Here is an 18,327-nt window from a genome sequence, read left to right on the forward strand (position 1 = left end):
GGGGCGGGGCAAGAGGGATGACGGGTTGCGCGTGCGGGCGGGGCTGATATGCGCAATTTTGCATGAGCGCAGCGCCGTCCCCCGCCCGGTCCCCGTCCCCGGCCCCCGCCCCGCCCGACGGGCCTCCGCAAAATTATCTGGGCGGAATCGGATTGCGCCTGCTCGCGATGGTCAGCCTGTCGCTGATGTTCGTGCTCGTCAAAATGATCGACGCTGCCGATATCCATATCGTCGAGAGCCTGTTCTGGCGCCAGGCGCTCGTCCTGCCCTTCCTGCTGGTCTGGGTACAGGCGACCGGTGGCCTGTCGTCACTGAAGACGCAGCGCATCGGCGCGCATGCACGGCGGATGCTGATGGGCCTGACCGGCATGGCTTGCAATTTCGGCGCCATGATCCTGCTGCCGATGGCGGAAGCGACGACGATCAGCCTGTCGGTGCCGATTTTCGCGGTGATCTTTGCGGCGATCCTGCTGGGCGAGGCGACAGGGTGGCAGCGATGGAGCGCGGTGATCATCGGCTTTGTCGGCGTCCTCGTCGTGCTCGACCCGATTTCGGGCTTTGCCGGCGGCTTCGGCGGAACGCATGGCGTCGGCACGCTGATTGCGCTCACCGGCGCGGTCATGACGGCGCTGATCACGATTGCGGTACGCGACCTTGGCCGAACAGAAAATGCGGGGACGATCGTTTTCTGGTTCAGCCTCTTGTCCATGATCCCGCTCGGGATCGCCCTGCCCTTTGTCTTCACGCCGCATGACGGCCGCGAATGGCTGCTCCTGGTCGGCCTCGGCTTTCTTGGCGCCGTCGTCCAGATGTCGCTGACCGGCGCGCTGCGCCTCGCCCCCGTGTCGGTCGTCATCCCCATGGATTATTCAAGCCTGCTATGGGCGATCGCCGCCGGCTGGTGGTTCTTTGGCACGCTGCCCGCCGACACGACCTGGGTCGGTGCCCCCTTGATCATCGCGTCGGGCCTGTTCATCGCCTGGCGCGAGCATCGCCGCCATATCGACCGGCCCAAGGAGGTTGCTGCATGACATTACCGATCCTCTATCACTGCCCCGACGCCCGCTCGCTGCGCTGCCTGTGGGCGGTCGAGGAAGCCGGGATCGACGTGGACCTGCGCCTGCTGAAATTCCCCCCGCGCGCGTTCGAGCCCGATTATCGCGCCGTCAATCCGTTGATGACGATCCCCGGCTGGGTCGAGAACGGCCAGTTGATGACCGAGTCCGCCGCGATCTGCGAACGCATCGCCGAAGGAACTCCGCTGGAGGTTCACCGCGACGAGAATGATTATTGGGCGTGGCGCAACTGGCTGCACCGCAGCGATGCGACGCTGACCTTCCCGCTCGCGATCATGATCCGCTACACGCGCGTCGAACCCGAGGAGCGCCGGCTTGCCCAGGCGGTCGAGGACTATAAGGCGTTCTTTGGCGGCCGCGCGAAGAGCATCGAGGCAGCGCTGGCCGACGGCCGCGAGTGGCTCGTCGCGGATCGCTTTACCATTGCCGACATCGTGATCGGCTATGCAGCCTTCCTCGCGACGACATTGCGTGCTGACGATGTACTTGGCGATGCGACGAAGGCGTGGCTCGGCCGCTGTATGGCGCGCGAGGGGTTTCAGCGCGCGCGGCAGCGCCAGAAAGCAGCCGAATAACGAAAAAGGGCTCCACCATTTGGTGGAGCCCTTCGTGCCCCCCGTGCATGGCAAAGCCAACGAGGAAAACGCATCGGCCTTTCGGGGTGTAGGTCGCGTGAAAGGCCGTATGTGGGGCCAATTTATGGTGCGCCGCAGAAGTTGGCTTTCACATTCTCCCGCGCTTAAAGCGACAAAAGATACGGACGTGCGCGTCGAAAATGTTTCCTTTGTCGCTTTAGGGGCGGATGGCGAAGGCCGACGATGTCTAAGAGCGTGCTGGCGGCTGGCACGACGGGACGATGTAGGACAGCGGCTTCTGGTATCGGGGTGGCGGCGACTTTGGGGTACCCTCTTTGGACATCGCCCGGCTGGATCCGGATCGGATCGGCGCAACAGCCGCGCAATATTCCAAAGTTCAGGAAAGTTCAGCCCTGTGAGCGCCCCGATTTGCAAGTCGCGGAATGCTGGATGTCCGCGGCACGTCCGATCATGGCTGCACTCGCAAGCGGGGCAGCGACCATCTTTTTGTTCACCGAATGAAAGAGCCGGATGAAGGCTGGCACAGCCGAATAATGTAGGAAAGACCTATTTGAAGGCGATGTCTGTTTTGGCGTGGGAGCAGGCGTTTGCTACTATGTTGTACCCCGGCGAAGGCCGGGGCCCAGGGCTTTCGAAAGCCGAGCTGTGCGGATTGCCGCCCTGGACCCCGGCCTTCGCCGGGGCACACATTACCGTCGTTAGTGTCCGGTCGTTTCTTCGCCTTGTCATCCCGGGCTTGACCCGGGATCCCGCTTTTTGACGCACTCACCGACTTCTAGCGGGACCCCGGATCAAGTCCGGGGTGACGAGGATGTGGAGGGCAGCTTAAGCCACTCTCTTTCTCCGTTCGTGTCGAGCGAAGTCGAGACATCCATCGACGTCGAGCCTGGCCCGAGGGGCATCTCGACTTCGCTCGATGCGAGCGGGCCGATAAGCCAGAGCGCAGCAATCGGTCGCTACCCGTCGCCTTGCTCCGATCCGCGTGCGCGTTGGAAACCGTCCGGGCGTGCCCGGCGCCAGCGTAGCCCGACCATCAGGACGAACGGCCAGAATATCGTATTGAGGACATCGAACGCGCTGTCGGGCATTCGCCAGGCACCATGTGCGATGCGATCGGCGACCTCCTTTGCGATGGCCGCAGCCAGGACGAACAGAAACGGCGTCCATGTCGCAAGCGAACGCCGTGTCACGATTCGCGCAAGAAACAGGACGACCATGCCGCCGTGGACGTGCAGCAGGCTGTCCGACGCACCGGTGCTCATGCCCAGCGCGGAGCTCAGCGGGCGGTAGAAATCGATGAGGTTTTCCATCGCGACGCGCTAAAGCATCAGGCAAATGAACCTGCCGTTACCGACGACATGTGCGCCAAAGAAACGTCAGGCGTTCAATTCACCATCCGCTCATAGCCCTCCCAATAGGGAGCGCGCAGGTCTTTTCTCAAAATCTTGCCGCTGGCGTTCCGGGGCAGCGCATCGATCACGTCGATGCTGCGCGGGCATTTGAAGGGAGCAATGCGTTCGCGCGCCCAGGCGATGATGTCGGCTTCTTCGACGCTCGTTCCGGGTTTGGCGACGACGACCGCCTTCACCGTCTCCCCCCACTTCTGGTCGGGAATGCCGATCACAGCGACTTCCTGCACCGCCGGATGGCCGAAGATCGCGCTTTCGACTTCGGCCGGATAGACATTCTCGCCGCCGGTGATGATCATGTCCTTCATCCGGTCGTGGATGAAGAGATAGCCGTCGGCGTCGAGATAGCCCGCATCGCCGGTACGGATCCAGCCCTCGTCCGTCATCGTATTTGCCGTCGCGTCGGGCAGATTCCAATATCCCAGCATATTGTTCGAAGAGCGGGTGACCACCTCACCCACTTCGCCCGTCGGAACGGATTGACCGTCGGGTCCGAGGATGACGATTTCGACGCCGGGAAGCGCCTTGCCCGCCGACCGCATCCGCACATTGCCTTCCGGGTCGTGATCCTCGGGCGGCAGCATCGAGATCGTGCCCGTCGTCTCGGTCATCCCATAAGCTTGGATGAACTGCGCGCCGAAGACCGCGATGCACTGGCGCAGCAGTTCGAGCGGGATCGGCGCGGCGCCATAGAGGATATATTTGAGGCGGCTGTAATCGACGCTGGCGCAGCGCGGGTGCATCAGCAGCATCTGGAGCGCCGCGGGAACCATGAAGAAGCGGGTGACGCCGTGCTGCTCGACCGCGTCGAACACCCCGTCGGGGTTGAACTCCGCGAGCACGACGCCCGGCAATCCAGCGGCAAGCGCCATGATGCCGAGCCCGGTGCCGCCGATATGCGCGCACGGCATCGCGACCAGCACCGCCTCATCATCTTCCCATTTCGTGTACGGCAGATCGAGCGTGTTCGAATGTTTGCGCAGCGCGAAGAGATTGCGGTTCGACAGCACCGCACCCTTGGGGTTGCCGGTGGTGCCCGAGGTATAGAGCTGAAGCACCGCGTCGTTGGTACCCGACGGATCGAAGGACAGGCGCTCGGCCCCGTCGATCATCGACCATGCGTCGGCGGCGCCGACGATCTTGGGATCGTTCTGAAGCTTTCCCGCTAGCTGTTCGGCGAGCGCATCGAACCCCGGGCCAGCAAAGACCATTTTCGCCTTCGTATCATTGACGATGAAGGCCCATTCGGTCGGCGAGAGGCGCCAGCCGATCGGTGCCATCACGATCCCCGCGCGCGCCGCGCCGTAGAAAAGGGTGAAATAGAGGTCGCTATTCTTGCCGATCCACGCGATGCGGTCGCCCTTCCGGAGCCCCGCCGCGATCAGCGCCGACGCCGCCCGCGCAGTGCGGTCATCGAGTTCGGCATAGGTATAGACGCGGTCCTCTTCGCGCAGCGCCACCCGATCGGGGCGCTCGCTGGCCCAATGGGTCAAGAATTCGTCAAATGTGAAAAGGTCCGAAACGTCGCGGCCCATCGCCTCTCTCTCCTCGAATCGCATCTCTTTCGTGCAATTGGTGAGAGGCTAGCGCCTGCGGGGGCCGCGTAAAGCGCCGATCGCCCATACTGTCAGGTCCGTCAGGTGCGGCGGAACAACAGCATCAGGTTATTTGCAGGCATCGCGCGGCGTTCAGCGAAGGCGAGACCGGCATCGACGGCGGCTGCTTTTACGGCGTCGGTATCGCGAAGCCCCCACGCAGGATTACGGCTGCGCAGGCTGGCATCGAAGGCTAGATTGCTCTCCGCCGTCGGGGCATCGGGCTCAAAATAGGGGCCGTAAAGGATCAACGGCGCGCCGCGGGCAAGCAGCCGGACTGCGCCAGCGAGCAGGCCCGTCGTCGCCTCCCACGGGCTGATATGCACCATATTGATGCAGAGGATCGCATCGGCGCGGTCCAACGGCCATACATCGGACGCCGCATCGAGGGCGATCGGCGGAGCAATATTCGCCAGCCCGGCGTCAACGCGATAGGCCGCGATCGACGTCAGCCCGGCGGGGTCGGGATCGGTTGGTTGCCAATCCAGATCCGGAAAAGCAGCGGCGAAATGCACCGCATGTTCGCCCGATCCGCTCGCGACTTCCAGCACTGACCCGGTCGCAGGGAGCCAATCGCGCAGAACCGCAACGATCGCGTCGCGATTGCGCAGCGTTGCCGGTGCATGGCGCTTGTCACCCGGCGCGCCCTCCCCCGGCGTCCAGGGTTGCGGCGTCACTTGGTCGCCTGTGCCCGCGCGCGGCGTTCACGCACGATCAGCCAGCCGAACAAGCCCACCGGGCCGGCCATCAGCGTCAGAAACAGGAAGGGAAATTGCACGATGCGGCTGAAGCCCTTCTGATCGGCGTCGCGCGCGATCCACATGCCGGTAAAAAGGTCGAAGGCCAGGTAATGGATCCACCCCATCGTCGCGCCGCCCGGGCTGTCGAACAGCTTCATCACGCCCTTCAGCGTGGTGAAGTCCGCCCCGCTCGCTCCGCCGGGGTCGATGCCGCCGGTCAGGAAACCGACGATCAATATCGTATAGGCAAGGCAGAGCAGGAAGACGCCCGCATAGAGGATCGCCGCGAGGATTTTCGGGCTGCGCGGCAGAAAGGCGAGTGCGATCCAGCCCGCGAAAGCCCAGTAATTGGCCAACAGAAAGATATTGTCCCAGCTCATCGCGCGCTCCCCCGCCCTGTCAGATCAGTCCGCCGAGCCCGAACAGCACGACGCCCGCCAGCAAAGCAATGGCGCCGGTGACGGTGATCAGCAAGGTCATTCGCGCGGCCGACGCGCGGCGCGAGATGAAGAAGGCCGTCGCGAGGCCGAGCCCGATCGCGAAAAGCGGTGCGTAGACGAACGCCCAGTCATAGCTGAACTCGCGGCGAACCCGGACCATCTCCCATTGCTCGACGACAAGACCATAGGCAGTGATCGCGATCAGCCAGCCGAGAAGCGCGACGATCGCGAACAACGCACCGGCCGCGATGCAACCCGCGCCGGAGCGCGGCTGGGGACGTTCGGGGCCGGGCGCCGGTTCGGTCATCAGCCCTCCCAGGCGAGGACGGGCTTGCGTGCCGCGAGCGTCTCGTCGAGGCGCGCGCGCGGTGCGAAGTGCGGCGCGGTCTTCAGCGCCGGGTCGCCGTTCTTCGCGCGCATTGCGATGCTGCGGAGGGCGCCGATGAACTGGTCGAGCACGGCCTTGCTCTCGGTCTCGGTCGGCTCGACGAGCATCGCGCCATGGACGACGAGCGGGAAATAGACCGTCATCGGGTGATAGCCCTCGTCGATCAGCCCCTTGGCGATGTCGAGCGTCGAGAAACCCTCGGCGAGGCCTTTATCGCTGAACAGTGCTTCGTGCATGCACGGCCCCGAGCGGCCGAAGGGCGCGTCGAGCACATCCTCGAGGCTGCGCAGCACATAGTTCGCGTTGAGCACCGCATCTTCGGCAACCTGCTTGAGGCCGTCGGCTCCGTGGCTGAGGATATAGGTCAGCGCACGGGTGAACATGCCCATCTGACCGTGGAAGGCGGTCATGCGGCCGAAGGTCTGCGGATGATCCTCGCCCGCATTTTCCTCTTCGATCAGGCGGAAGCTGTCGCCTTGCCGGGTCACGAAAGGCAGGGGTGCGAAGGGCGCGAGCGCCTCGGACAGCACGACCGGACCCGAGCCAGGACCGCCGCCGCCGTGCGGGGTCGAGAAGGTCTTGTGCAGGTTGATATGCATAGCATCGACGCCAAGGTCGCCGGGGCGCACGCGCCCGACGATGGCGTTGAAGTTCGCGCCGTCGCAATAGACATAGCCGCCCGCAGCATGGACCGCATCCGAGATCGCCTTCATGTCGCGCTCGAACAGGCCGCAGGTGTTAGGGTTGGTGATCATCACCCCGGCGACGTCGGGGCCAAGGCGTGCCTTCAACGCTTCAAGGTTGACGCGGCCGGCCTCGGTCGCCGGGATATCCTCGACGGTAAAGCCCGCAAAGGCCGCAGTCGCGGGGTTGGTGCCGTGCGCGCTTTCGGGGACGAGGATGACACGGCGGTCTTCGCCGCGCGCCTCGAGCGCCGCCTTGATGCAGAGGATACCGCAGAGTTCGCCATGCGCGCCGGCCTTGGGCGACATCGCGACGCTGTGCATGCCGGTGAGCGTGATCAGCCATTCGGCGAGCTCGTGGATCACCGCATAGGCACCCTGCACCGTTTCCTGCGGCTGCAGCGGGTGGACGTCGGCAAAGCCGGGCATCCGCGCCACCTTTTCGTTGAGGCGCGGGTTATGCTTCATCGTGCAGCTACCGAGCGGGAAGAGACCGAGATCGATCGCATAATTCTGGCGGCTGAGGCGCGTATAGTGACGCACCGTTTCGGACTCGCTGAGGCCCGGCAGGCCGATGGGCGCGGTGCGCGCAAGGCCGCCGAGGTCAAAGGCAGGTGCCGTTTCGTCGAAATCGACCCCGGTCGTCTCGCTGCCGCCAATCTCGAAGATCAGCGGTTCTTCGAGCATCAGCGCGCGGTTTCCTGTAAAGGTGACATTGTCGTCGGCACCGCCGGCAACATTCATTTCGGGGCGCCAGCCGGCGCGGTTGAGCGCGGTCATGCCAGCACCTCCTTCAGGGCAGCGGCGAAGGCGGCGATATCCGCCTCGGTCACGGTTTCGGTCACGGCGACGACGAGGCCGTTTTCAAGGCCTTCATTGTCGGGATAGAGGCGGCCGAGCGAGACGCCGCCGAGGATATCCCGCTCCGCAAGCTTGTGGATCACCGGGCGTGCCGCGGTGGGAAGCAGCAGCGTGAATTCGTTGAAGAAGCTGTTGTTCAGCACCGACACGCCCGGCAGCTTCGCGAGTTCGGCGGCAGCAGCCTGCGCGCGGCCGTGATTGATCGCGGCGAGTTGACGAAGGCCCGCTTCACCGAGCAACGTCATATGGATGCTGAAGGCCAGCGCACAGAGCCCTGAATTGGTGCAGATATTGCTCGTCGCCTTTTCGCGGCGAATATGCTGTTCGCGCGTCGAGAGCGTCAGCACGAAACCGCGCTTGCCATTGGCGTCGACGGTTTCGCCGCACAGGCGACCCGGCATCTGGCGGACATATTTGGTCTTGCACGCGAACAAGCCGACATAGGGTCCGCCGAACTGCAGCCCGACACCAAGCGATTGGCCCTCACCCACGACGATATCCGCGCCCATTTCGCCCGGCGACTTGATGAGACCGAGCGCGACGGGTTCGGTCACGACCGCGATCAACAGCGCACCCGCCGCCTGGCAGGCCTCGGCCAGCTTCGTCATATCATCGATGCGGCCAAGGATATCGGGATATTGGACGACGACGCAGCTTGTGTCCTTGTCGATCGCCGAGGCCAGCGCCGCCCAGTCGGTCCCAGCCTCGAGACTGGGGTCGCCGTCGACGAGCGTATCGCCGGTATATTTCGCCATCGTGCGCGCAACGCTGCGATAATGCGGGTGAAGCCCGGTCGAGAGCAAGGCCTTGGCGCGCTTGGTGATGCGGCGCGCCATGACGATTGCTTCCCAGCACGCGGTCGAGCCGTCGTACATCGACGCATTGGCAACGTCGGTGCCGAGCAGCCGCGCGACCTGCGACTGGAATTCGAACAGCATCTGCAGCGTGCCCTGCGCGATTTCGGGCTGATAGGGCGTGTAGGCGGTCAGGAACTCGCCGCGCTGGATCAGATGATCGACGCTTGCCGGCACATGATGGCGATAGGCGCCGGCGCCGAGGAAAAAGGGTCCCTCGCCCGCGGCGCGGCTGCGGCGTGCGAGCGCGCCCATATGACGTTCGACCGCAAGCTCGCTCGCATGGTTCGGCAGGCCGGCGATCGGGCCGTCCAGTCGCGCTTCGGCGGGGACGTCGACGAACAGATCGTCGATCGACGACGCGCCAACGCTGGCGAGCATCGCCGCGCGATCATCGGAAGTCAGAGGGAGATAACGCATGAACTACTCCGGGGAAGAGGCTGGATTGACGGAATAAAGCCGGGCGGTGTCGGCAAGTGTGCCGGTGAAAACGGTCGGTCCCGCATGGGTCGTATGGACCCATGGCGCGAGCCAGATACGAAAGCCGGCGTCGCGGACGCGGCGGCAGAAGGCATAGTCGTCCGAGAGCAAAGCCTGGCTTTCGGGGTCGATGAGCGGGCAGAAGAAAGCAGTCTCGGTTTCGCCAACGCGGTGCGCCTGCCGCTCCGCCGGGTCGGGACGGAAGACCAGGTCGGGAAGAGATGTGCGCAGCCCCTCCAGCACCTCGCGGCGGATGAGCATCATCGCGGTGCCGAGCCGCGACAGCTCGACCAGATCGGTCAGCTTGAAATTCTGCTCGGGATGCAGAAAGTGCAGCGCAAATTCGCCAGCATAACGTGCAAGCTCGGCCGGATTCTCCTTCGCGAGGCCAAGCTCTGCCGCGCGCGCGACATTGCTCCAGTTGACCATTCGCCGCGGATAGGCCGCGCCGAGGACGCCGACTTCCGGGTTGGCGTCCATCGCGCGGACCATCGAGAATATGTCGTCGGGCGAAAAATCAATATCCGCATCGATGAACAACATATGCGTGCAGTCGCTGGCGAGGAACATCGCCGCCAGCATGTTTCGCGCGCGCGAGATCGACGGCTGATAGAGGATGAATTCGAACCGGACCGGCACGCCCATCGCCTGCGCGCGGAGCGCAAGATCGAGCGCCGCGCGGACATAAGTGCCCTGCGCGCCCTCATAGATGGGCGTCGCCACCATCAGGCGGCAATTGGCTGGCGCGGCGTCGGTCATCTTGTCCCTCCCCCTCCCGCCCGCGGGAGGGGCTATCGGTTACAGGCCAGGTTTACAGGGCGTCGCAGAAGACCTTGTACGCAGCAGCGTCCATCAGGCCGTCGAGCTGGCTCTTGTCGCCGAGTGTCATGCGGAAGAACCAGCCTTCGCCTTCGGGATCCGAATTGACGAGCGAGGGATCTTCCTCGAGCTGGCCATTGCCTTCGGTCACGGTGCCGTCGACCGGCGCATAGACGTCGCTTGCCGCCTTCACCGACTCAACGACCGCGGCATCGCCGCCCTTGCTGAGTTCGGCGCCGGTGTCGGGAACTTCGACGAACACGATGTCGCCAAGCTGGCCCTGCGCGAAGTCGGTAATGCCGACGGTCGCGACATCGCCGTCGACATCGATCCACTCATGCTCTTCGGTAAAATAACGCGGCATCACTCAACCTCCTGTTTTACGAACATATCGATGCGGAACGAACGGCATCGCCGCGACCGTGCAATGGACGAGCTTGCCGCGCACCTCGGCGGCAACCGCGGTTCCGGGCACGGCATGGTCGCGCGGGACATAGCCCATCGCGATGGGCGCGCCGACGCTGGGGGCAAAGCCGCCCGACGTCACGACGCCGATCTCATCCTCGCCGTCGAAAAGCTTGGCACCCTCGCGCACCGGAAGCTTGCCGTCGACGAGCAGGCCGACGCGTTTGCGCGGTGGGCCATCCTCAAGATGACCGAGAATGCGCGCGGCGCCGGGAAAATTCTCTTCTTCGCGGCGGCGTTTGCTCACCGCAAAGCCAAGGTCGGCTTCGGCGGGATCGGTCGCGGGAGTCAGGTCGTGGCCGTAGAGCGGCAGGCCGGCTTCGAGCCGCAGCGAGTCGCGGGCGCCGAGACCTATCGGCTTCACTTCCTCCATTGCGCAGAGCGCATCGGCGAAGGCTTCAAGCGCTTCGTTCGGGAGCGAAATCTCGAAGCCATCTTCACCGGTATAGCCCGAGCGGCTGAGCGCGATCGCATGGCCCTGCCAGATTGTACGCGCCGCCTGCATGAAAACGAGATTTGCGGCCTCGGGGACCAACCGCGCGAGCGCATCGACTGCCTTTGGCCCTTGCAGCGCGAGGAGGCCATAATCCTCATTATGGTTGAGCGTGATGTCGTCGGGCAGATTTTCGCGGAGGTGGCCGATATCTTCCCATTTGACCGCGCCGTTGACGACGATGCCGAACTGGTCGCCTTCGTTGGTGATCATCAGATCGTCCAGAATGCCGCCATCTTCATCGAGCAGCAGCGAATAGCGCATCCGGCCGGGCTTGAGCCCCGAGATGTCGCCCGGAACAAGTGCCTCCAGCGCCTCGGCAACGCGATCGCCCGACAGCGATAGCTGGCCCATATGGCTTACGTCGAACAGGCCGGCGCTTTCGCGCGTCCAGAGATGTTCGGCCATAATGCCTTCATATTGGATCGGCATCCAGTAGCCGGCGAATTCGACCATTCGGCCGCCCTTCGCCCGGTGCCAGCCGTCGAGCGGCAGGGTGGCTGTTTCGATCGGAACTTCTTCATCTTCGCGCATGTCGCACTCCCGTCGTCGTTGACACGGCAAGGCGCGGCCCGGTGCCGCCCTGTTGCCATGCCCCCTCTGTCACGGGAACCTGAGAGTTTTCCTCCATATATTATGGAGTTACCCCTTCGGTGGTTCCGGCAATGAACAGCCGGAACGCTTTCCAGAGTGTCCGTTCCAGCCTGCGCGGTCCTGCTGACCTGAGAGTTTCCGGGGCGGTTGCTCCTTCGGTGGTGGGGTTTCCCCCACGCTCTCCCGCGCGGCCGGTCGAATCTCTTGCGAGGCCCGACAGACGTTGCGAGCCTTGGCGCTGCCCCTTTAAGGAGTCAATCGGCGAGCGCGCGGATTTCGTCGTTTTCGTGGATATGCACGCCCGAACCATCCTGCGCGGCAAGCGCCACGATCGCGGCGGCGACGCAATTGCCCGAAATCGAACGGTAGCGGCGGAAGCTGCCGTGCAGCAATGCGTCGGTGAACGGCGCGGCGATCGTCGCCAGCCCCTCGCCCAGACGCTGCGGCCCCGGCCGATCGCCGCGGAGCAGGCCCGGACGGATCAGGTCGAGCCGCGCGAAGCCGAGCGCTGCGAGATCATCCTCGGTCTCACCCTTGGTGCGGAGATAGAAGTTGGCGCTCTTCGCCGCGGCGCCGACCGAGCTGACCGCGATCATGTGCGGCGTGCCGCCCGCCCTTGCTCCGCGTGCGGCAACGAGGACAAGGTCGTGATCGACGGCACGGAATGCCTCTTGCGAGCCCGCGACCCGGATCGTCGTGCCGAGACAGGAAATGAGAAGCTTCGGTTTTTCGGCGGCGATGACATCGCCCCAGCGTTCTGATGGAGCAATAAGTGCCTTGTGCTGCAGTGCCAGCCCCTCCACCTCGCGTCGGGCCAGGACAGTGAGGGGCGCCGATCCGAAGCGTTCGATCACCGCGCGTCCGACGAGCCCCGTCGCGCCGACGATCAGCGCGTCAGGCATGCGCGAGAGCCTGTGGCACGGCGTCGCGCCCAAAGATTTCGGCATAGCGGTCGATGGCGAAGCGGTCGGTCATGCCGGCGATATAATCACCGATATGCCGGTTTGTCGCGCATTCTTCGCAGGGCAGACGCCCGGACCAGTCCTCGCCCATCAGTCGCGGGTCGCCAGCATAAGCGATGAAGAGGTCGCCGACGACCTTGTTCGCGGCCTCGGCGGCGGCGAGTTGTTCGGGATGGTGATAGAGGTTCGTGTACATGAACCGCTTGAGTTCGCGTTCCTGCACCGCGAGTTCGGGCGAAAAGCCGCCGAGCATCTGGCCTGCGGCGCGCACCTCTTCGACGCTCGCGACCCCGGCTGCGGCGACATTGGCGGCCGTCGCGGCGATCACGTCGTTGACCATCACGCCGATCTGGTCGCGGACGAGCTCGCGTAACAAACGGTCGCGCGGGGCGCCGGGGAAACGATCCTCCACTGCGCGGTAATTGGCGGCAACGAAGGGTTGCTCCATCAGCTGGTCGAGATCGAGCAGCCCGGCGCGCAGGCCATCGTCGATATCGTGATTGTCATAGGCGATATCGTCGGCGATCGCCGCAATCTGTGCCTCAAGGCTCGCGTGGCTTTCAAGTTCGAGCCCGAAATCGGCGTCAATCTCGGCAAGTGCCCAGCCGGGGTTCCTGACGGGGCCATTATGCTTGGCGAGCCCTTCGAGCGTTTCCCACGTCAGGTTGAGGCCGTCGAAGCGCGGATAAGGGCATTCGAGTCGCGCGAGCGTGCGCAGCGTATGGCCGTTATGGTCGAAACCGCCATGGCCGGCCATCGCCGCCTTCAACGCATCCTCGCCCGCATGGCCGAAAGGCGGATGACCGATGTCGTGCGCAAGACACAGCGCCTCGGTCAGATCTTCGTTGAGCCCGAGCGCGCGGGCGATGCCGCGGCCGATCTGCGCAACCTCGATGCTGTGGGTCAGGCGGACGCGATAATGGTCGCCGTCGGGGGCGACGAACACCTGCGTCTTGTGACGCAGGCGCCGGAAGGCGATCGAATGGATGATGCGGTCGCGGTCGCGCTGAAAGTCGTCGCGCGGGCCGCGGACGACGCGGCCAAGCTCCGCATGACGGCGCCCGCGGCTGGATGCGGGGTCGCTGGCGCAGGCTGCTACGCTCACTTGACCGGATCGACGGACTGGCCCGCCTCGCTGTTGAAAAGGAAGCCGTCGCCGCCGGCCTTTTTATAGTCGGCCAGCCAGTCCTGCGCCGCCTTGCGGTCCTTGAACGGGCCGACGAGCAGGCGGCGGGTCTTGCCCCATTCGGTCGTGGCGCCCGACTTGCCCTTGAACACTGCCGGGCTCTTTTTGGCGAACTTGCCAAAGTCGGTTGCAAGAGCCTTGGCATTTGCGCCGGTCGCGACCTGGATCCAGATGCGCGCGGGATTGGCCTTTTTCTCTGCGGCTTCTTCCTTTGCCTTGGCATCGGCCTCGGCCTTGGCTTTCGCGGCGGCCGCGTCTTTTTCGCGCTTCACCGCCTCGGCGGCTTCGGCCTTGCGCTTGTCATCCATCAATTTGGCGAGCGTGTCGGCGCCAACCGCATTTCCCGATTGCGCGAGTTCCTCGGCCGGAATCTCGATCGACCCGACGATATCGGCGAGCGAGGCGAGCGGCGCGGCCGAAGCGGGTGCCGGTGTAACGGTTGCCGCGGGTGCAATTGTGCTGGAAGGTGCCGACGCCGTAGCTTGGGGAACAGCGGCCGTCGAACGGCCCATTTCCGAGATTGAAAAGCCCGGACCGATCGGCCCCTTGTCGGCTTCGACGCTGGCGCCGATGGGCGCGGATGCCGCAGCCATCGCCGTGGGAACCGATGCTGGCGTTGCCGATTGCGACTGCGCCGCGACGGGTGCGGGCGATGATTCGACGGGCTGGCGAATGGTCTGCCGAAACGGCGACTGCAGCACGGGCGCACCCGTCGCCGGAGCGGCGGCCGGAGCGGACGTCGCTGGTGCCGCGGCCGACGGTGTCGCCGAAGCGGGCGGCGTCGCCACAGACGCAGATGCAAGTTTCCGCGGGGCTGGCGCGGGCGTCGGGGTCGAAGCGACAGACGTGCTCGGCTGGCGCTTGTCGCTGATCGGAGTGCGCTTCGCGGCCGGAGCCGCAGCCGGAAGGACCGGAGCAGGCGCCGCCGCGGCGACCTGTACCGGCTTGCGCTTGGGCCCGAGCTGACCATTCGGGAAACGACCGAAATGCGCGGCAGCCGCCTGCTGCGCGGGATTGAGCCGGTCCATCTGCGTCAGATAGGGCTGAATATTCTGCGCCATCGCGGGCGGCATCGTTGCATTGAGAATCTCGGTCGCTTCCTTGTCGCGCCCGTTCATTGCGAGGATCATCGCGCGCAGGCGCCATGCCCCGCGGTCCTGCGCCCGCAATTGCGGCGTGAGCAGTTGGATCGCGCGGTCGGCATCGCCGCTGATCCCGAGCGAGAGCGCATAGCGCCGCGTCAGTTCATCGTTCGGCGCGATCGACAGCGCGAGTTGATAGTCGCGCTGCGCCGCGTCCTGCTGGCCGAGAAGATCGCGCGCCAGACCGCGGTCGGCAAGGAACAAGCGTTCGGGCGCACCGAGCAACTGCGCCTCGCCGAAATAGTCGAGTGCGCGCGTCGGATTTTCGGAATGAACCATCGCCGAACCGAGCGCCGCCTTGACCGCGCCGTCGCGCGGGCTGGCCTGTTCGGCGCGGACGAGGAAACCGAGCGCGGCGCGATAATCCTCCAGCTCTATCGACGCACGGCCGGCGTCGAGCAGCGCGGAAGTGTCGCTGTTGTTCGAACCGATGCGGGCAAGCGCCGACGACAGGAGCGCGCGCGCGGTACTGCGCTTTTCCATCGCGGCCTTCGTCGCCGCATCGGGCGGCGTCACCTGTGCATATGCGGACGACAAAGCCGCCGTCCCAAGCAACAGCGCACCGAGCGCGCGAACATAATGATGCGCGCGCACCGGCTTCGCCGTCAATTTCACTTGCCGCATGGGCACAATCATCCCGATCTCCGGCCTGCCGTGCCCGGCGGGCGGCCGCGCGACAGCCCTGTTACTGGTTGTTCTGGCGTCCGAGGAAGCGCGGGATATCGACCCCGTCTTCCTTACCGCCATCTTCGCTTTCGGGGGCGGAAGCCCCGCGCGAGAGACGCGACATCCGTTCGAACAAGGTGCCGCCGCCAACGGAGCGAGCCGGCGATTCGGCGGGAGCTTCGGCAGCAGTCGACGGGCGATATTCGGCCGGCGCTTCGGGCGCTTCGAGTATCAGCTCGTCGGCGGTATCGTCATAGGTCGCGGCGACCTGCGACAACTCCATCGGCTCTTCTTCGGCCGCTGCAGGCGCAGGTTCAGCGGTATCGCCGAGCGAGAAACCGGGCGCCGGGTCATTGTCCTGGCTGATTGGCGCTTCGACGACGGGCTCTTCCTGAACCACCGGCTCAACGACCTCTTCGGCAACCGGCGCAGGCGTCGCTGCGCGTGCCGGAGCGAAGGAGAAGCTGCGCGTCGCGGGTGCGGCCTGCGCCGCTTCGCCCGTGCCATCGATGCCGGTCGCGACGACCGAGACGCGGATCTTGCCGTCGAGGTTGTCGTTGAAGGCGCTGCCCCAGATGATGTTCGCGTCGGGATCGACCAGTTCGCGAATATGGTTCGCGGCCTCGTCGACTTCCATCAGGCGCATGTCTTCACCGCCGGTGATCGAGATGATGACGCCCTTCGCGCCCGCCATCGACACGCCGTCGAGCAGCGGATTGGCGATCGCTTTCTGAGCAGCTTCAAGCGCGCGGCCGTCGCCTTCGGCTTCGCCGGTGCCCATCATCGCCTTGCCCATCTCACGCATCACGCTGCGCACGTCGGCGAAGTCGAGGTTGATGAGGCCGGGCATGACCATCAGGTCGGTGATACCGCGCACGCCCTGTTGAAGCACTTCGTCGGCCATCGTGAACGCTTCCTTGAAGGTCGTGTTCGGATTGGCGACGAGGAAGAGATTCTGGTTCGGGATGACGATCAGGGTGTCGACATGATCCTGAAGCTCGGCAATGCCGGCCTCGGCCGAGCGCATGCGACGATTGCCTTCGAACGTGAAGGGCTTGGTCACGACGCCGACGGTCAGAATGCCACGGTCGCGCGCCGCCTTGGCGATCACCGGTGCCGCACCGGTGCCGGTGCCGCCGCCCATGCCCGCCGCAACGAAGCACATATGCGCACCGTTCAGCGCCTCTTCGACCTGCGCGATGCTTTCCTCGGCGGCTGCGCGTCCGACCTCGGGCCGCGAACCTGCGCCCAGCCCCTGGGTGATCTGCGTCCCCAGCTGGATGCGCCGTTCGGCCGGCGAAGCGTTCAGCGCCTGCGCATCGGTGTTGGCGACGACGAAATCGACACCCTCGACGCGCGCTGCGATCATGTTTGCGATGGCATTGCCGCCCGCGCCGCCGACGCCGATCACCGCGATGCGCGGCTTCAGCTCATCGACCTGCGGCGGGCCAATATTGATGCTCATCAAATAGTCTCCCTGCAGCGGCGGACAGGTGCCGCTTCCCCAACCTTGCGACCCGACCGGGCGGTAGTCCGACCGTCCGGTTTTCTGTTGCCGCATTGCACTATTGTGACGTGGGAATCACCCAAAAAATTAACCTTTTCGACGCGTATCATTCAAAAACTGCTTTTCAGTGCCGCCATGAGGCGGTGGAGGATCGAAGTCCCCGCCGGCTTGTACACATCCTGTGCCATCATCGGCAGGTCGCGAAGATCGACGGGGTCCGATGCGGCATAGAGAACCAGACCCGCGAGCGTCGCGAAAGCGGGGCCACTATGCGCATCGGGCAGGCCGTGCAAGCCGCGCGGCCGCCCGACGCGCGCCGCACGCCCGAGCGCACTTTGCGTGTAGTCGGCGATGCCTTTCAGGTCGGCGCCGCCGCCGACGAGAACCACCTGACGGCCGATCGGGCCGACGAAATGCAGGTCCTTCAGCGTCCGGCCGATCTCGCCCATCATCGCATCGAGCCGCTGGCGGATCACCGTGACAAGCTGAGCGCGCGTGATGCGCGGGGAATCGCTGCCCGACGGGGCGCCGGGTTCGAGTTCGATGATCTCGTTATTATCGCGCGGACTGGCCGAAGCCGAACCGTAGAAGCTTTGCAGCCGCTGTGCCTGGCTGCGGCGAATGCCGAAGGCCGAGGCGATATCATCGGTGATGTCGCTCGCGCCGAAGGGCAGCGACACCATCTCGACGAGCATGCCGCCCGCGTAGAGCGACACCGTCGTAACCGCGGCGCCGAGTTCGACCAGCGCAACGCCGAGGTCGCGTTCCTCGTCGGACAGGCAGGCGAGCCCTGCAGCGATCGGCGACGCCACGACCGCGTTGACGTCGAGATGCGCCTGCCGCACCGCGGCTTCGAGGTTTCGTACCGGCGCACCGTCGGCCATGATGATGTGAATATCGACGCCGAGGCGATCGGCGTGGAGACCGATCGGGTTCTTGACCCCGGTGAGGCCGTCGAGCGTGTAGAGCGCGGGCTGCGCATGCAGGATCATGCGGCCCTCGGGATCGATGCCCGCGCGGCCTGCGGCGAGGAGGTCGTCGATATCTTCCTGCTCGATGCGGTGGCCGCCGAGTTCGCTTTCGATCGGCGCGACGTCGCTGAGCAGCCCGCCCGCCGAGAAACTGACCCAGACGTCGTCGATATTGAGCCCAGCGATGCGTTCGGCCTGTTCGATCGCCTCACGCACGATATGCTCGGTCTGTTCCATGTCGGCGACATAGCCACGCTGGACGCCACGGCTTTCGCGCTGGCCGGTGCCGAGCACATGGAGTTGGCCGTCGGCGGTCTGTCCCGCGATCAGCGCGCAGACTTTCCACGACCCGACATCGAGCGCGGTGATGATCTTTTCGATGCGCGGCGGCGCCATCGCC

General features: G+C 65.0%; 17 protein-coding genes and 2 riboswitches. Of the genes, 2 read left to right on the top strand and 15 right to left on the bottom strand.

All coding sequences use genetic code 11. From position 1 onward, the window contains the following. The first annotated feature begins 152 nt into the window (after positions 1–152). Together KEC45_RS12665 and KEC45_RS12670 are read left to right on the top strand one after the other, a co-directional pair. Positions 153–1,031 (top strand): DMT family transporter, encoded by an 879-nt coding sequence (locus KEC45_RS12665; RefSeq protein ID WP_368389945.1) that lies wholly within the window; start codon positions 153–155, stop codon positions 1,029–1,031. Continuing rightward, positions 1,028–1,651 carry a glutathione S-transferase family protein gene (locus KEC45_RS12670; protein WP_062178710.1) on the top strand — a complete coding sequence of 208 codons (624 nt, stop codon included), beginning with the start codon at positions 1,028–1,030 and terminating at the stop codon, positions 1,649–1,651. Before KEC45_RS12665 ends, KEC45_RS12670 begins: the two co-directional genes overlap by 4 nt. A gap of 977 nt (positions 1,652–2,628) precedes the next feature. Here the strand turns inward: KEC45_RS12670 and KEC45_RS12675 are convergent. From KEC45_RS12675 to ftsA, 15 genes are all read right to left on the bottom strand, one after another. After that, positions 2,629–2,982, bottom strand: a complete 354-nt coding sequence (locus tag KEC45_RS12675; RefSeq protein ID WP_062178704.1) for a hypothetical protein — start codon at positions 2,980–2,982, stop codon at positions 2,629–2,631. Between the two features lie 74 nt (positions 2,983–3,056). Beyond that, positions 3,057–4,616 (bottom strand): fatty acid--CoA ligase, encoded by a 1,560-nt coding sequence (locus KEC45_RS12680; protein ID WP_062178702.1) that lies wholly within the window; start codon positions 4,614–4,616, stop codon positions 3,057–3,059. Positions 4,617–4,717: 101 nt separating this feature from the next. Further along, positions 4,718–5,353, bottom strand: a complete 636-nt coding sequence (locus tag KEC45_RS12685; RefSeq protein WP_062178700.1) for a DUF938 domain-containing protein — start codon at positions 5,351–5,353, stop codon at positions 4,718–4,720. Further along, positions 5,350–5,796, bottom strand: coding sequence for an ABA4-like family protein (locus KEC45_RS12690; protein WP_062178697.1), 447 nt, complete (start codon positions 5,794–5,796; stop codon positions 5,350–5,352). The genes KEC45_RS12685 and KEC45_RS12690 overlap by 4 nt, the downstream gene beginning before the upstream one ends. Positions 5,797–5,815: 19 nt before the next feature. Further along, a complete protein-coding gene (locus tag KEC45_RS12695) occupies positions 5,816–6,163 on the bottom strand; it encodes a hypothetical protein (protein WP_062178694.1) in 348 nt (115 codons plus the stop codon). Continuing rightward, on the bottom strand, positions 6,163–7,671 hold the full coding sequence (gene gcvPB, locus KEC45_RS12700) for an aminomethyl-transferring glycine dehydrogenase subunit GcvPB (RefSeq protein ID WP_083435897.1): 1,509 nt from the start codon (positions 7,669–7,671) through the stop codon (positions 6,163–6,165). The genes KEC45_RS12695 and gcvPB overlap by 1 nt, the downstream gene beginning before the upstream one ends. A gap of 32 nt (positions 7,672–7,703) precedes the next feature. Next, on the bottom strand, positions 7,704–9,062 hold the full coding sequence (gene gcvPA, locus KEC45_RS12705; RefSeq protein ID WP_062178687.1) for an aminomethyl-transferring glycine dehydrogenase subunit GcvPA: 1,359 nt from the start codon (positions 9,060–9,062) through the stop codon (positions 7,704–7,706). A gap of 3 nt (positions 9,063–9,065) precedes the next feature. Next, positions 9,066–9,881, bottom strand: coding sequence for a glycosyltransferase (locus tag KEC45_RS12710; protein WP_062178684.1), 816 nt, complete (start codon positions 9,879–9,881; stop codon positions 9,066–9,068). Between the two features lie 52 nt (positions 9,882–9,933). Beyond that, positions 9,934–10,305: a glycine cleavage system protein GcvH gene (gene gcvH / locus KEC45_RS12715; RefSeq protein WP_062178681.1), complete on the bottom strand. Its 372-nt coding sequence runs from the start codon at positions 10,303–10,305 to the stop codon at positions 9,934–9,936. Positions 10,306–10,308: 3 nt separating this feature from the next. Then, positions 10,309–11,433: a glycine cleavage system aminomethyltransferase GcvT gene (gcvT, locus tag KEC45_RS12720; protein WP_083435696.1), complete on the bottom strand. Its 1,125-nt coding sequence runs from the start codon at positions 11,431–11,433 to the stop codon at positions 10,309–10,311. Positions 11,434–11,489: 56 nt separating this feature from the next. Then, a riboswitch (glycine riboswitch) is annotated at positions 11,490–11,598 on the bottom strand. After that, positions 11,599–11,689: riboswitch (glycine riboswitch) on the bottom strand. It abuts the riboswitch before it with no gap. A 58-nt stretch (positions 11,690–11,747) separates the two neighbouring features. Continuing rightward, positions 11,748–12,395, bottom strand: coding sequence for an NAD-dependent dehydratase (locus KEC45_RS12725; protein ID WP_062178678.1), 648 nt, complete (start codon positions 12,393–12,395; stop codon positions 11,748–11,750). Continuing rightward, the gene (locus tag KEC45_RS12730) at positions 12,388–13,560 is read right to left on the bottom strand and encodes a deoxyguanosinetriphosphate triphosphohydrolase (RefSeq protein ID WP_062178675.1); all 1,173 of its coding nucleotides are present in this window, start codon (positions 13,558–13,560) and stop codon (positions 12,388–12,390) included. Before KEC45_RS12730 ends, KEC45_RS12725 begins: the two co-directional genes overlap by 8 nt. Continuing rightward, positions 13,557–15,407 (bottom strand): tetratricopeptide repeat protein, encoded by a 1,851-nt coding sequence (locus KEC45_RS12735; RefSeq protein WP_062183641.1) that lies wholly within the window; start codon positions 15,405–15,407, stop codon positions 13,557–13,559. Before KEC45_RS12735 ends, KEC45_RS12730 begins: the two co-directional genes overlap by 4 nt. Positions 15,408–15,468: 61 nt before the next feature. Then, positions 15,469–16,914, bottom strand: coding sequence for a cell division protein FtsZ (gene ftsZ, locus KEC45_RS12740; protein ID WP_062178672.1), 1,446 nt, complete (start codon positions 16,912–16,914; stop codon positions 15,469–15,471). Between the two features lie 152 nt (positions 16,915–17,066). Further along, a complete protein-coding gene (ftsA, locus tag KEC45_RS12745; RefSeq protein WP_062178669.1) occupies positions 17,067–18,323 on the bottom strand; it encodes a cell division protein FtsA in 1,257 nt (418 codons plus the stop codon). Positions 18,324–18,327 lie beyond the last annotated feature (4 nt).

The sequence above is a fragment of the Sphingopyxis sp. USTB-05 genome, assembly GCF_023822045.1.
Taxonomy (GTDB): Bacteria; Pseudomonadota; Alphaproteobacteria; order Sphingomonadales; family Sphingomonadaceae; genus Sphingopyxis.